Origin of the sequence: Fructilactobacillus fructivorans (assembly GCF_001434095.1) — a bacterium.
In the GTDB taxonomy this organism is placed as follows: domain Bacteria; phylum Bacillota; class Bacilli; order Lactobacillales; family Lactobacillaceae; genus Fructilactobacillus; species Fructilactobacillus fructivorans.
The window spans coordinates 150,494-164,999 of the sequence record NZ_AZDS01000001.1; the positions used below are offsets into that span (position 1 = coordinate 150,494).

The 14,506-nt window shown below is 37.8% G+C and carries 15 protein-coding genes; 9 read left to right on the top strand and 6 right to left on the bottom strand.

Going from position 1 to position 14,506, the window contains the following annotated elements; translation table 11 throughout:
• Window positions 1-11 precede the first annotated feature (11 nt).
• From FC73_RS00845 to rplS, 7 genes are all read left to right on the top strand, one after another.
• Window positions 12-353: a putative DNA-binding protein gene (locus tag FC73_RS00845; RefSeq protein WP_010021503.1), complete on the top strand. Its 342-nt coding sequence runs from the start codon at window positions 12-14 to the stop codon at window positions 351-353.
• 10 nt (window positions 354-363) lie between these two features.
• Window positions 364-1,809: a signal recognition particle protein gene (gene ffh, locus FC73_RS00850; RefSeq protein ID WP_010021501.1), complete on the top strand. Its 1,446-nt coding sequence runs from the start codon at window positions 364-366 to the stop codon at window positions 1,807-1,809.
• Window positions 1,810-1,898: 89 nt separating this feature from the next.
• Window positions 1,899-2,177, top strand: coding sequence for a 30S ribosomal protein S16 (gene rpsP / locus FC73_RS00855; RefSeq protein WP_010021500.1), 279 nt, complete (start codon window positions 1,899-1,901; stop codon window positions 2,175-2,177).
• A gap of 10 nt (window positions 2,178-2,187) precedes the next feature.
• A complete protein-coding gene (locus FC73_RS00860; protein ID WP_010021498.1) occupies window positions 2,188-2,436 on the top strand; it encodes a KH domain-containing protein in 249 nt (82 codons plus the stop codon).
• Between the two features lie 55 nt (window positions 2,437-2,491).
• Window positions 2,492-3,007, top strand: coding sequence for a ribosome maturation factor RimM (gene rimM, locus FC73_RS00865; protein WP_010021496.1), 516 nt, complete (start codon window positions 2,492-2,494; stop codon window positions 3,005-3,007).
• A 2-nt stretch (window positions 3,008-3,009) separates the two neighbouring features.
• Window positions 3,010-3,762 (top strand): tRNA (guanosine(37)-N1)-methyltransferase TrmD, encoded by a 753-nt coding sequence (trmD, locus tag FC73_RS00870; protein WP_010021495.1) that lies wholly within the window; start codon window positions 3,010-3,012, stop codon window positions 3,760-3,762.
• Window positions 3,763-3,869: 107 nt separating this feature from the next.
• Window positions 3,870-4,229 carry a 50S ribosomal protein L19 gene (gene rplS, locus FC73_RS00875; protein ID WP_010021494.1) on the top strand — a complete coding sequence of 120 codons (360 nt, stop codon included), beginning with the start codon at window positions 3,870-3,872 and terminating at the stop codon, window positions 4,227-4,229.
• Between the two features lie 49 nt (window positions 4,230-4,278).
• Here the strand turns inward: rplS and yjeM are convergent, their stop codons facing one another.
• Both yjeM and FC73_RS00885 read right to left on the bottom strand, forming a co-directional pair.
• Window positions 4,279-5,793 (bottom strand): glutamate/gamma-aminobutyrate family transporter YjeM, encoded by a 1,515-nt coding sequence (gene yjeM / locus FC73_RS00880; protein ID WP_056936275.1) that lies wholly within the window; start codon window positions 5,791-5,793, stop codon window positions 4,279-4,281.
• 57 nt (window positions 5,794-5,850) lie between these two features.
• On the bottom strand, window positions 5,851-7,281 hold the full coding sequence (locus FC73_RS00885) for a C69 family dipeptidase (RefSeq protein ID WP_010021492.1): 1,431 nt from the start codon (window positions 7,279-7,281) through the stop codon (window positions 5,851-5,853).
• A 136-nt stretch (window positions 7,282-7,417) separates the two neighbouring features.
• Between FC73_RS00885 and glpK the strand changes: the two genes are divergently transcribed.
• Together glpK and FC73_RS00895 are read left to right on the top strand one after the other, a co-directional pair.
• Window positions 7,418-8,917: a glycerol kinase GlpK gene (gene glpK, locus FC73_RS00890; RefSeq protein WP_029327096.1), complete on the top strand. Its 1,500-nt coding sequence runs from the start codon at window positions 7,418-7,420 to the stop codon at window positions 8,915-8,917.
• An 11-nt stretch (window positions 8,918-8,928) separates the two neighbouring features.
• A complete protein-coding gene (locus FC73_RS00895; protein ID WP_010021490.1) occupies window positions 8,929-10,272 on the top strand; it encodes an RsmF rRNA methyltransferase first C-terminal domain-containing protein in 1,344 nt (447 codons plus the stop codon).
• A gap of 26 nt (window positions 10,273-10,298) precedes the next feature.
• Here FC73_RS00895 and fni read toward each other — a convergent pair whose 3' ends face one another.
• From fni to mvk, 4 genes are read right to left on the bottom strand one after another with little or no spacing between them, the layout of a single operon-like run.
• The gene (fni, locus tag FC73_RS00900) at window positions 10,299-11,324 is read right to left on the bottom strand and encodes a type 2 isopentenyl-diphosphate Delta-isomerase (RefSeq protein ID WP_010021488.1); all 1,026 of its coding nucleotides are present in this window, start codon (window positions 11,322-11,324) and stop codon (window positions 10,299-10,301) included.
• Window positions 11,325-11,333: 9 nt separating this feature from the next.
• Window positions 11,334-12,401 (bottom strand): phosphomevalonate kinase, encoded by a 1,068-nt coding sequence (locus tag FC73_RS00905; RefSeq protein WP_010021486.1) that lies wholly within the window; start codon window positions 12,399-12,401, stop codon window positions 11,334-11,336.
• A gap of 17 nt (window positions 12,402-12,418) precedes the next feature.
• Window positions 12,419-13,414, bottom strand: a complete 996-nt coding sequence (gene mvaD, locus FC73_RS00910; protein ID WP_010021485.1) for a diphosphomevalonate decarboxylase — start codon at window positions 13,412-13,414, stop codon at window positions 12,419-12,421.
• A gap of 11 nt (window positions 13,415-13,425) precedes the next feature.
• Entirely contained in the window at window positions 13,426-14,358 is a 933-nt protein-coding gene (gene mvk, locus FC73_RS00915; protein ID WP_010021484.1) for a mevalonate kinase, read from the bottom strand.
• Between the last annotated feature and the right edge of the window lie 148 nt (window positions 14,359-14,506).

A 14,506-nucleotide genomic window follows, 5' to 3' on the forward strand; every position in this document is an offset into this window, starting at 1 on the left:
TGGTGAATGCAATGGACATTAAAAAGAATAATCGAATTAATGCTTTGTACGATTTTTATGGCGAATTATTAACTAAAAAGCAAGCTGAATACATTCAAGAGTATTATGCCGATGATTTTTCATTAGGTGAAATTTCCGAAAACTTCGATATTAGTCGTCAGGCAGTTTATGATAATATTAAGAGAACGGAACAAATTTTAGAAGATTACGAAAGTAAAATGCATTTGTACCAGTTATTTGTATTACGCAATCAGCAAACCGATGAAATCAGAGATTATGTAAGAAAAAATTATCCAAATGATACGGAACTAAATGAATTAGTGGATCACTTAGAAATTACGGAAGAAAATTAGGGGTGAAAAAATGGCTTTTGAAGGTTTAACCGATCGATTACAGAAAGCTTTTAAAAACTTAAGAGGAAAGGGCAAAATTAGTGAGTCTGATTTACGTGAAACCATGCGTGAAATCCGACTGGCTTTACTTGAGGCTGATGTTAACTTTAAAGTGGTTCGGCAATTTGTTAAAACAGTTCAAGAAAAGGCTAAGGGAGCTGACGTTCTGGAAGGATTAAATCCTGCTCAGCAAATTGTTAAAATTGTTAACGATGAGTTAACTAATATGATGGGAAAGTCGGCCACCCCCCTAGTTAAGTCGGATAAAATTCCAACCGTTATTATGATGGTTGGACTACAAGGGGCAGGTAAAACGACATCGGCTGGTAAGCTTGCAAAAAAGCTTAAAACTGATGACCATGCTCGTCCATTGATGATTGCAGCTGATGTTTATCGGCCAGCTGCGATTGAACAATTAGAAAAAGTTGGAGAACAAGTAGGTGTTCCGGTATTTCAAGAGGGAACCGATGTTGATCCAGTTCAAATTGTTCAAGATGGATTAAAGGAAGCCGACAAAAACAATAACGATTATGTTTTAATCGATACTGCTGGACGTCTTCAAATTGATGAGAATTTAATGGACGAGTTGAAGAACATCAAAAAAGTTGCCAACCCTAATGATATCCTTTTGGTTGTGGATGCGATGACCGGTCAAAACGCGGTTGATACCGCGGTTGGTTTTAATGATGCTTTGGATATTACTGGTGTTATTCTAACCAAATTAGATGGTGATACTCGTGGTGGTGCTGCTTTATCAATTCGAGCTGTTACCGATAAGCCCATTATGTTTGTTGGTCAAGGTGAAAAGCTAGATGACTTGGATGTCTTTCATCCAGATCGAATGGCTTCGCGAATTTTGGGGATGGGGGATATGCTTTCCTTCATCGAAAAAACTCAAAAAGAATATGACGAAAATCAAGCTAAAGAATTAACTGAAAAAATTAAAGAGAATTCTTTTGATTTCGACGATTTCATTGATCAATTGGAACAAATCCAAAAGATGGGTCCCATTCAAGATCTAGTCAAAATGATTCCAGGAATGGCAAATAACCCGGCTTTAAAGAACTTAAATGTTAATCCTAAAGATCTTGATCATATTAAAGCGATTATTTACTCGATGACTAGTGAAGAACGTTCCAATCCAGATGTCTTAAATCCTTCGCGACGACGTCGTATTGCCCGTGGTTCTGCTCAGCCTATTCAACAAGTTAATCGACTTATAAAACAGTTCGATCAAATGAAGAAAATGATGAATAAGGTTTCAAATGGAAATATGTCTGGATTATCTAATATGATGAATTCTGCCGGAATGGGTGGCGGAATGACTGGAAAATTATCTAATCTTGCCATGAAGCGAATGGGTAGAAAGATCAAGAAAAATAAGAAGAAAAGACGTAAAAACAAGAAACGTCATTAATTTGGCGCTGTAAAGAAAAAAACCTTTACATCATTAATAATTATTGTTAATATTAGTAATTGTTAAGATAATTAATAGGAGGTGTATTTATGTCATTAAAAATTAGATTAAGAAGAATGGGTTCAAAGAAGCGTCCATTTTACCGTATTGTGGTTGCAGACTCACGTAGTCCTCGTGATGGTCGTTTTATTGAAAACGTTGGTACTTACAATCCATTAACTGAACCCGACCAAGTAACATTAAAAGAAGAATCAATCATGGACTGGTTAGAAAAAGGTGCTAAGCCTTCTGATACTGTTCGTAATATCTTGTCAGATGCAGGTCTTATGAAACAATTACATGATGCTAAATTAGCAGCTAAGAAATAAGTGATTGACCATGGTTAATTTTGATAATTTAATTAAAACAATCGTTAAACCATTAGTTAAATATCCTGATGATATTAGTATTTCTCATCAAGATACTGATCAGTTTAGCGAATATATACTGTCAACCAATCCCAATGATGTGGGCCGAATTATTGGTAAAAAGGGTCGTGTAGCTCAGACCATTCGAACAATAATTTATAGTGTGCACGTTAATGATGGAAAACGAATTAAACTCGTTATTGATGATGGCAAAGACTAACTCTTAGATAAAACTCGTTTTTATTTAAGAGTTTTTTTATAGAAATAGGTGAATTATGGAATACTTAGAAATTGGTCAACTTGTTAACACTCAAGGCATCAAGGGTGAAGTACGAGTACAACCCAATACTGATTTTATCGATGAGCGTTTTAAGGTAGGTAACCATGTTTTTGCTTTTCCGAAAAATGGTAACATGGAAGAACTTGAAATTGATGGTGTAAGGAATCATAAGGGATTTATTCTGTTGCACTTTAAAGGCCGAGATTCCATTAATGATGTTGAATACTTAAAACCTGCAATACTTAAAATTGATGCTAACCAAAGAAAGACCTCTGATTTAAAACCTGGTGAGTATTTTTATCAGCAAATCATCGGATTAGACGTTGTCGATGAAAGCGGTAATCAAGTTGGTGTTATCAAAGACATTATGGATATGCCAGCAAATGATGTTTGGGTAGTTGATCGAAAAGACAAGGATGACCTTTTGTTACCAAAGATTGATTCAGTCGTAAAGAAAGTTGATATTCCTAATCATAAAGTGATTGTGGAATTAATGGAAGGAATGGAATAAAGATGAAGATCGATATATTAAGTCTTTTTCCAGAGATCTTGAAGGGACCATTGAGTGAATCAATTATTGGAAAGGCAGTCGAAAATAAAATTGTAAACATTGATATTACTAATTTTCGGGACTTTTCTACTAACAAACATCATAATGTTGATGATACACCGTTTGGTGGGGGAGCCGGGATGTTACTCAAACCGCAACCCATGCTAGACGCTTTTGCTCATACCCAACAAGTTTCAGTAGAGCAGGGTTATCCAACTGGACGGGTAATTTTAACCGATCCAGCTGGAAAGAGGTTTGAAGAATCAGATGCAGTTGATTTGGCTAAAGAAGATCATTTGACCTTTTTGTGTGGTCACTATGAAGGATTTGATGAACGAATTAAATCAGTTGTGACGGATGAGTATTCAATTGGGGATTTTGTTTTAACGGGTGGTGAATTACCCGCCTTAGTAATGATTGATGCTACTGTAAGATTGATTAAGGGAGTCCTCGGAAATCAGGAATCTGCTCCTGATGATTCTTTTTCCACGGGATTACTAGAATATCCCCAATATACGCGACCGGCCGATTTCAGAGGATCAAAGGTTCCACCAGTTTTGACGAGTGGTGATCATCAAAAAATTGCTGACTGGCGTCAAAAGGAATCTTTACGAAAAACGTACTTACGCCGACCTGATTTAATTGATTATGATAAGCTTTCTAAGAAACAAAAAGAATTACTAGCGGACGTTAAGATTGAAGAAGAAAAGAAATAGGTATTGAGTTTAATTATCAATGTGTTATAATTTTAAGTGGTCTGATGACTAAATAAAACGGTACTCCGCTGTCGAGAAGATAAGAATGCTAGTTAGGAGAAATGATTATGCGTCAAAACAATTTGATTGATAAGATTAATAGTGATCAACTGCGTTCAGATATTCCTGAATTTCGTGTTGGTGATACTGTAACGGTTTCCGTAAAGGTTGTCGAAGGTAGTAACGAACGAATTCAGAGATTTACTGGTGTCGTAATTAAACGTCACGGTTCAGGCATTCAAGCTACGTACACCGTAAGAAGAATTGCCAGTGGTGTTGGGGTTGAAAGAATCTTCCCATTACATTCACCTCGAGTTGCTAAGATCGATGTTGTTAGACATGGTGCCGTTCGCCGTGCTAAGTTATACTACTTGCGTGACCGTTCTGGTAAGGCTGCTCGTATTAAAGAAGCAAGTCGTAAACATTAATTTTAAACAAAAAAAGAGTTCGCATTGCGAACTCTTTTTTTGTTATCTATTATTGTTTTTTAGCAACTTTCTTACTATGACGACTATTATACTCATACATGATCCAGCCAACGAGTGCAAATGCAATTGGTCCAGCAATGGTCCAAAAGGCCGTAGTGTAATCGTGAATCAAGATTGGCTGAACGGCTGTAAAGCCAATCCCTAATACTAAGACGATTAGAATGATGGCAACCATGATATTAGTAATAATTCGATTCTTATAGAAAACAAATGGACGTGGAACGTTCTTTAGTTTCTTAAAGAATGGGAAAGCACCAACTAGGAACAAGTATGGGAAGGTAGTTGAGATATTAGCCATGTCGGTCAAAATTAAGTAAAACTGTTGTGCATTATTTCCACTGAATGAAATTACAAAGATAACGGCCACCACGACAAAGGCTTGAATCCACATTGCAAAACCTGGCATCCCATGTTTGTTTAGTTGAACAACTTTCTTTGGCCATAAATCAGGATTAGATCCCTCAATGAAGGACTTAATTGGTGAGTAAATGAGGACAAAGAAAGAACCTAAGTACGGAATAAACATTCCTAAACCAGCAACTCGAGCCATGAAACGACCAAATTCCATAGCCGATCCGGCAGAAAATCCGAATGTTTTAGCGAAAACATAACCAAGGTTATTCATTAAGACATAGGTAATGTTTCCTAAATTAACTGAACTTTTTCCAACGACTGAATGCCAGTTAGCTGTAATGCCGACTAAGAAGATTGAGCCAGAGTAGATGACAGCCATGATAATAGCGGCAATAATCACTCCACGTGGGAAAGTTTTAGTGGGATTTTTAACCTTATCAACGACTCCACCAATTGACTCCATTCCACCGTAAGCAAAGATTGCATAAACAACGAATGACATGATGGCAATCGGCGTTACAAATAATGGGTTAGGGGATTGAATAAAACTCTTTGCACCATTAACTGGTTCAGCTAATTGTCCTTTATTTAGAACCCAGACAATCACGGATAGAATTGCAAAGATCAACGGGAGGGCAATTGATAAAACCCCACCAATATTGGCAATCTTAGCAATTGAATCAAACCCATGAGTAGCACAAAGGGTAATGATCAAAATCCAAGCCATTCCTAGAATTCCAATGGTTTGCATTGGGGTAAAGATTCCAAATAAATGCCAAGTTTGGGTTTTGTCGGTTCCAAAGATAATGTTAGAAAATGGAATCCAAACTTTAGATGAAGTGGAAATCATCCAAATAATCCATGATGATAACCAAATAAAAGTTCCAATAAAAGCTAAACGTTCACCAATTGATTCCTTCAACCAGGAATAAATTCCACCTTTAGCACTACTGAAAGTGGAACCGTACTCGGCAAACATTAATGAAACTGGTAAGAAAAATACTAGTGCTCCAAATATGTACCAGATAATACTGGCATAGCCCATTTGATCATAAGCTACAGTCGTATTACCGAAGCCAAATATCGCAGTGAGTATCATTAAAACTAAAGACATCAAGCCTAATTTATTCTGCTTTTTCCCTTTAGACATAAAGTCACTCTCCTTGATCTAATTTATGAAAATACTAATTAAGTATACTCTATTTTACTACAGATTTAAATCCTGATGATAGTTTAGAGGGGAGAAGTCGGTTGAATTAGTAATTAGATCTTGACCAAGGTTTTTGAAACTGCGCATTGCTAGTTTAGCCGATTTGGTACTAGCTTCATTAGCTAACTGACTTAATTCAGAAGAATTTAAACCACTTGCTTCTGTGTCAGTTTGTTTCAGAATTTGCTCGTATTGTTCAATTAGAGTTTGTTGCACTTCCTTCAACTTGTCACCAAATTCAAGATAATGGGGATCAACTAAAATGCCTACTAGTTTGAAAATCCAGTAAGCTGATTTGGGATCAAAATCTCTTTTAACATGATACTTGTAAGCTTCTGGAGTATCAGTGATTCCCTCAAGAAATGGGACATAAGTACTTTGTGCTGCTACTCCCATTGCTAACCAGTGGATACCACCGATTTCAATTGGCAGATTTGGTTTAATTTGAAGGACGTGTGATTCCTGGGTCTTAGCGAGGCTAACCGGACGAAATTTAGTCCGATCAGCTTCGTCGCCAGCACCGAGTGGATCGAATTGGGTTCCTTGATAGTGTGAACTAAGAAGGTTTTGGGCATCTAATTCTGAAATTAAGGTTTCGCTTTTTCTAGTAAAGGGCATGTTCTGAGACGTAGGATCTTGTTTAACAGCAGGGTTAAACATTCTTTGCCCGTACCAGACACGTGGAGTGTTGTAGTAGGTATCAGAAAGATCATGAGTCCCAAAAATGTGACGGAAATTAAAGCCAGAACGATCTGGATTTAATCGATTAGATGAGACAAAATCGTAAATTTGAGGGGACCACATGAAGTAATCGTCATTATTAAAATCTACTTCTTCAATTGCCATTTGATTAGCAACCACCGCATAATGGTCATCCGGAATTCGTTCGGCAACCCATTGATGCCCAGATCCGATTTCTAAATACCAAACTTCATCTTTATCAGAAAAAAGGACCCCATTGTTTTCGCTAGCACCGTATTTTTCAATGATATTACCCAAACGACTTACTGCTTCTCGAGCCGAATGTACATAAGGAAGAACAACGGTGACCATGGCTTCTTCACCAATTCCGTTTTTTACAAGTGGATCATAACCCAAAACACGTGGGTTAGCATAGGTGCTCTCGGTGGCACTCATTGCAACGCCATATTCATTAATTCCATCTTCTTCGAATAAACCTTCTTTGTCAGTCCATTCTGGCGTTGCGGTGTACTTTCCTCTAACCTTTGGTAATGGCATCTTAAAACCGTTATCAGTGGATTTGAATTCTTGGTTATCACGATATTCATGGTGTTCATGAACCACAAAGCGTTTTGGCCAGGATGCTTTGGCATCCTCATTTCGACCAATTAAAGTGCTTCCATCGACCGTGGCATTTTTACCAACTAAAATGCTGGTACATGCTGAATATTCGTTAAAATGTATCATTTCAATTGCCTCCTATTAAATCACATATGATTATCCTACCATATTGCCTTACGTAGTTATAATTTGACGTTTGGTGTGAGAAAATACTTAATGTATAATTATATTATAGGTTTTAAAAGAAGAACGAGGGTAAAATATTAGTAACAAACAGTACATAATGTCAATTGATGAAGGTACGACCTCGGCTCGAGCTATCTTGTTTGGCCATGATGGACAAATCGTGGCGAAAGCTCAAAAAGAATTTAAGCAATATTTTCCACAGCCAGGGTGGGTCGAGCAAGACCCAATTGAGATTTGGAATGCGGTTGAATCGGTTATTTCAGAAGTGTTGATTAATTCTGGGATTCCACCATACAAAGTGCGAAGTATTGGTATTACCAATCAACGTGAGACGACTGTAGTGTGGGATAAACGAAGTGGCAAGCCGATCTATAATGCAATTGTTTGGCAATCAAAACAAACTAATCAACTTGCGGATCGATTAAAAGCTGATGGTTATGCTGATCTTATTCATCAAAAAACTGGTTTAATTGTTGATTCATATTTTTCGGGAACCAAGATTAGGTGGATTTTAGATCATGTTAAAGATGCTCAAAAACGTGCCGAAAATGGGGAGCTGTTGTTTGGGACCATTGATTCGTGGCTTTTATGGAAATTAACCGGTGGAACGGTGCACGCTACGGATTACACTAATGCTAGTCGGACCATGATTTTTAATATTAATTCCCTGAAGTGGGATGATGAATTACTTAAGATTCTTAACATCCCCAAATCCATGTTGCCAAGAGTTGAGTCATCATCACATTTGTTTGGCTACACCAAGGGTTATTCATTTCTAGGTGTCCAGATCCCCATTGCTGGGATTGCCGGTGATCAGCAAGCTTCGTTGTTTGGTCAATTAGCTTTAGAGTCTGGGATGACCAAAAATACGTATGGAACTGGTGCTTTTATTATGATGAATACCGGTAAATCACCAAAGTTTTCTTCCAATGGGCTCCTTACCACTATCGCTTATGGGATTAATGGTAAGGTGAAATATGCCCTAGAAGGTAGTATCTTTGTTGCAGGTTCGGCCATTCAGTGGTTAAGGGATGAAATGGGATTGATTAGTTCAGCTAAAGCATCTGCAAGAATGGCATTTGATGCCCAGACTAATAACGGAGTTTACGTCGTGCCTGCCTTTACTGGTTTAGGAGCGCCATACTGGGATCAGGAAACTAGGGGTTCTATTTTTGGCTTGACCTCAACTACCACTAATAATCAGATTGTTCGAGCTACGATTGAATCGCTTGGTTTTCAAACGAAAGATGTTTTAGATACCATGGTAGCTGAGACTAAAATTCCAATTAAATCATTAGTGGTTGACGGTGGAGCTGCTCAAAATAATTATTTAATGCAGTTTCAAGCTAACATTTTAAATGATCAAATTGAGCGATCGTTAATTTCAGAAACAACGGCTCAGGGAGCCACATATTTAGCTGGATTAGCGGTTGGCTTTTGGAAAAGTATTGATGAAATTAAAGCAACTAAACACGTAGGAACCTTTTTTGAACCACAGATGGATCAAGGGAAGCGTGTTGAATTATATCGTGGGTGGAAAATGGCAGTTCAAGCTGCTAGGAAATTTAAAGAATAGGGAATTTAATTATGCAATTACCGGAAGATTTTAAAAGTAAATATAATGATCTTTTAGGGGACGATTATCAATCCTTTATTGATTCGTTTGACGATGATTCTTATAATGCCTTTCGGACCAATCCGTTAAAACCCAGAGCAGACGTTCATTTAGATCGATCACGCCCAATTGCTTATACGGAAAATGGTTATTATGGCAAGGTAAGTGGAAAGACAGTTGAGCATCAAAGTGGTTATGTCTATAGTCAAGAGCCGTCTGCTATGTACGTTGCTGAGGTGGTTAATCCCACTCCTGGTGATAGGGTTTTAGATTTATGTGCTGCTCCAGGTGGCAAATCAACTCATTTAGCAGGGTTAATGCAAAACAAAGGATTACTTGTTTCAAATGAAATTGAACGTGGTCGAGCTAAAGTATTAGTTGAGAATTTAGAGCGATTTGGAGTTTTTGATCCATTAATTTTAAACGAAGACCCAAAGATGCTTTCGAAACATTTTCCCAGGTACTTTGATAAGATTTTGATTGATGCGCCGTGTTCTGGTGAAGGAATGTTCAGAAAAAATCATGAAGCCACTAAGTATTGGTCAAAAGATTATCCACGTGAATGTGCCATAAGGCAGAAAGAAATCGTTGCTGAAGCAATTAAGATGTTGAAACCAGGGGGTCAACTAATATATTCGACCTGCACCTTTGCACCCGAGGAAGATGAGCAAATTATTGCGTGGATCTTAGATAACTATGACTTTAAGACTTTACCTATTAAAAAATATGATGGAATGGTTTCGGGAAAGCCAGAATGGGCTGATGGGAATGAAGCATTAGAAAATACCATTCGATTATTTCCTCATCTCTTTAAAGGTGACGGACATTTTATTGCCAAGCTTCAGAGTCTAAGTAGTGGGAAGTCGAAAAAGATTAAACATCAAACCGGAAATGCATCAACCGAAGTCCGGCGAGAATGGAAAGAATTTTGTAGACGTAATTTTCAAAATGATTTTTATCCTCATCACTTATTAGAATTTGGGAAAATGCTCTACTCATTTAATCCTGAGATCCCTAATCTTAATGGATTAAAGGTTATGCGTCCTGGGACACCCCTTGGAATGATCAAGAAAAATCGAATTGAGCCTGCGTATGCTTTGGCACTTGCAATTAATCCTCATGATGTTAAAAATGTAATTGAAATTAATGATAATCAATGGGATAGGTATGTTCATGGAGATACCATTACGGTTGATGCGAAACTCAAGAAGGGATGGTACTTGATTCAGTGTCGTTCAATGAACGTTGGCTTTGGAAAAGTTGTCAATGGAACATTAAAGAATTTTTTCCCCAAAGGATTAAGATTTAAAGTTTAAAAAAACTACCCAATCTTGGGTAGTTTTTATTTTCGTTGTTTTAAGTAATTTTGTAATTCTGGGCTATTAACTGATTCTCGTTTTCTTAATTCGTTGATGTTGTGAGCACCTAATGCCGTTAGGATTGTTTTAATTCCGGTGACCCAGTCGTTGATCATTTCAATCGTGGCATCTTCACCGTCATTAATTAGTTTAACCAGGATTTGGCTAGCAATTCCCACTGCATCAGCACCTAAATATAGTGATTTGACGATCTCCATTGGATTAGTGATCCCACCAGTAGCAATGATATTCATCTTTGGTACTTTTTGGGCTTCGAAGAGTGACTCGACCGTTGTTAATCCCCAATCATTAAAATAGTCCATTTCTTTTTTATGACGTCGAAAGTTTTCAATTTGAGCGAAGTTAGTTCCACCACGACCACCAACGTTAATATATCTGATTCCTAGATTATATAATGAATGAATGGTAGTCGAACTCATGCCAAAGCCAACTTCCTTAATAATGACTGGAATTGAGATTTGCTTCTTAATGTCAGATAGGTGAGTGAGCCAGTTAAACGACCTGGATCCTTCAGGCATAATCAGTTCTTGCACCGAATTAACGTGAATTTCTAATGCATCTGCGTGCAGAATGTTAATTGCCCTTTGAGCTTGGCTCACACTCGCATCCGCACCAATATTAGCAAAAATTAATCCTTGGGGATTTTGTTTGCGAATGATTGAAAACGTTTCGGTTAGTTGTGGTTCTCTTAGAGCCACACTTTCAGATCCAGATGCCATTGCAATCCCACATTTTTTGGAAATAGATGCCAGCTTAGAATTAAGCTTTTTGGTATATTCACTTCCACCGGTCATCGCTTCAATGTAAAAGGGAATTGAGAGTGACAAATCTCCCACGGTGGTAGAAATATCAACATCATCGATCGCCATTTCAGGGAAGGTGACTGGGATGAAGTGCACTTGGTCAAATCCTGCTAAAGAATTTGAGTGGTGAAACTTTTTGGCAATGGATACGTGTTCATCTTTTCGATGCGACTGTTGACTAGTCATTGTTTTCTCCTAATTATTGTGAATTTTAAGGTCGAGTAACTTAATGCCGTGCTTGTTCCAGTCACGAATGAGGTCCTCAATATTGTCGTCTTTATCAATGATGACAATTCCACAATCACCACCGCCAGCTCCTGATGCTTTTGCTGCCCCACCAAAATGATCTGCGATATCGATTAGTTCTTTGAGCTTGGGAGTTTCAATTTCAACGTTGGCAAATTCGCCCAACTTTAAAAGAAGGGTTCGGTTAATTTCAATGTTCTTTTGAATCATCTTAAGGTCTGATGATTTAAAGCCCTTAACAATTTTTAGAACACATTCTTTACTTAGACGAAGAAAATCGGTATAGAGTTCTGAATTTCGGGCCTTTTTGAGTTCGACGCGATCAACTAAATTTGAAGTGGACGCGGGACAGCCAGACCATCCAATTAATAGCTGCAAATTAGACGGTGCAGTGAGGGGAATAATTTTTAGATTAGGCCACTTTAAGTTGATTAGTTCTACTAAATCAACATCTTGACGGGCATTAGCGAGCCATTGACGGTCAAAAGAATGATATGCGATCCATCCACCAAAGACACTGGCAGCCACATCGCCTAAAGAACCATTTCCTTGAACTTCAAAGTGAGCAATGGCTGCTAGTTTAAACAACTGCATGGTTGTAAGATCAATATCATAGAATTCACAGAGAGCTTTTACCGTAGCAACGGTTACGGCCGCTGATGATCCCAATCCATATTTGCGACCATCAGAACTATTTAGTTCACTATTTACGATGATGTCGTAGGTTTTTAAATTTTTGTTTAGTGTTTCAACGTATTCTTCGGTAACTTTAATAGCTGAAATGATGTATTGAAAGGGGTTATCACGATTATCAAAAACCATTCGATGACCTAATCGTTTCCAGTGCAACATATTTTCATCATATTGCTTGGAATAGATACTTCCAAAGTCTGAACTTTCTTTAATGCTAACTCTGACAAAACGATCGCACGCTGCGATGATTGCGGGATGTCCAGTTTCAACTACAGCATATTCACCAGCTATATATAGTTTGCCTGGTGCTTTTGCGGAAATCATGTGATTAATTACTCCCTTTAATTTAAATATTCGATCCCAGGACCAGGAATGGTTGCTACTACGTTAGATTGTCCAAATGCCGTTTTAAATTTTCTAATGACTTTTTTTAGATTATTGTGTTGAACTAAAACTTTTACATTTGGACCGGCATCAATAGTGAAGTAACAATTAATCCCTTCATTTCTAAGTTCATGAACAAGTTGTATTGCTTTAAGTGTATCTCCATTAAAATATGTAAAGGATGGATCGGAACTAAAGGTAAGAGCATGCATTTTCATCGCATTTTCTTCAGCAGTATGTCCCATCAGATCGAAATCATGGTTGCTAATGGCCTTTTTCATGGTGATCAGATCACAACTTGTAACCTGTTTAAAAGCTTGGTAGTAGGGGGAGGTTGCTTTAGAAATTTTCATACCTTTCCGACTAGAAATTTTCTTTTCGTGACGATTAGTAATAACTGCCACTAAATTAACGTCCCAATCAACGTTTTCTTCAATTGGTTTTGCAAAGGAAGTTTGATCATTATTTCCCTTTTCCCATTCAACGAATCCTCCAAAAATGGAACGTGTCGCTGAACCAGATCCACGCCGTGCTAACCTGGAAAGGTCTTTTCTTGAAAGATCTAATCCAATGGCTTTGCTTGATGCTGCGGCTAAAGCGGCAAACCCCGAAGCGGAGGATGCCAGTCCAGCGGCAGTAGGGATGTTATTTTGGGTTTTAACGTGAGCAAAAATGTTTTGCTGTGCTTTTTGTCTGACGATTTTGAGAAAGTTAATCATTTTCTGACTTTCTGCTTTGTTCATCAAATGATTGTTAAAGACAATTTCATCTGCCGTTAAATCTTTATCAAAACGAACTTCAGTATCAGTATAAAAATCTTTTAATGTCAATGAGAGACTGTTATCTTCGGGTATAATAAGTTGCTCATCAGCTTTTCCCCAGTATTTGATTAGTGCAATATTAGTATGAGCACGAGCCTTTTGGGTTCTATTTATATTAGTATTGTCGGACATAACAAATCTCCTTACTTCATTTCGTTTAATGATTGGATCCAAACTCCGTGCGCACCATTTTGTTTAAGAGCGGTCTTAATTTGTTCGGTTGTAGTTGTGGATGCTGAGAGGGCGATAATACATCCACCTAGTCCACTTCCGGTTAGCTTGGCTCCCAGTGCTCCAGCCTGATTAGCTGCATTTACTAGGGTATTAATCTCAACCGAACTGACGCCAAGTTTGGTAAGATCATCTTGTGCTAAATTCATTAACTTACCAGTTTGTTCTAGTTGATTGGATTGCAATGAACTTTTGGCGGATTCAACTAAATTGCCAAGGTCGTCGATTAATTCACTTGTACTTTGAAAGTGACGATCCATTTCATCTCTTACCATGGCAACGGCCGTGGATGTATTACTAGATACCCCAGTATCCGCGATGATAAGTTGGCCCCGCGTTGAAACAGGGAAGTCATAGAATTGGCCTTTTTCAAATAAGATGGGTTTAATAGAACTAACCGTCTTGGCGTCAATGCCACTGGGATTGCCATGGGTGATCTTTTCTTCCACATCAGTAAAACTTTTGAGTTGTTTTTGACTGATGGGTTGTTTAAAGAAGTTAAAGAAGGCTCTGGTTACGGCACTAGCAGTGGCCGCCGATGAGCCCATTCCTCTTCCAAGGGGGATCTCACTATCAATTTCGATATCAATTGGATCGTTGTTACGGTTTAAGAGCTTGTTAAGTTGGTTAATAAGTGTCTGTAGACCGTTCATTGAAGATGGCAACGTACTAATTGGACCACTATAGTACTTACTATTCAATTGGTTATGGCCGTCAGAACTGATGATGGCTTTGGCCTTGATTTGAGGCACAGGAAAAACAATCGCAGGCTTTTGATAGACCGCGCTATGTTCCCCTAGAAAAATTATCTTTGCATGACTCAACCCGGTTGCAGTCATGTTCATATTTCAATCGCCCACTTTCCAAACATACCTATTTTATCATAATTTATTGAATGACCAATATCTTTTGGAATACTTTACTAATGATTAAATATTGGTTTATATAAAAATTAAGGTAAATGTAGTAATATTATAGTGAAGTTAGTTTTAA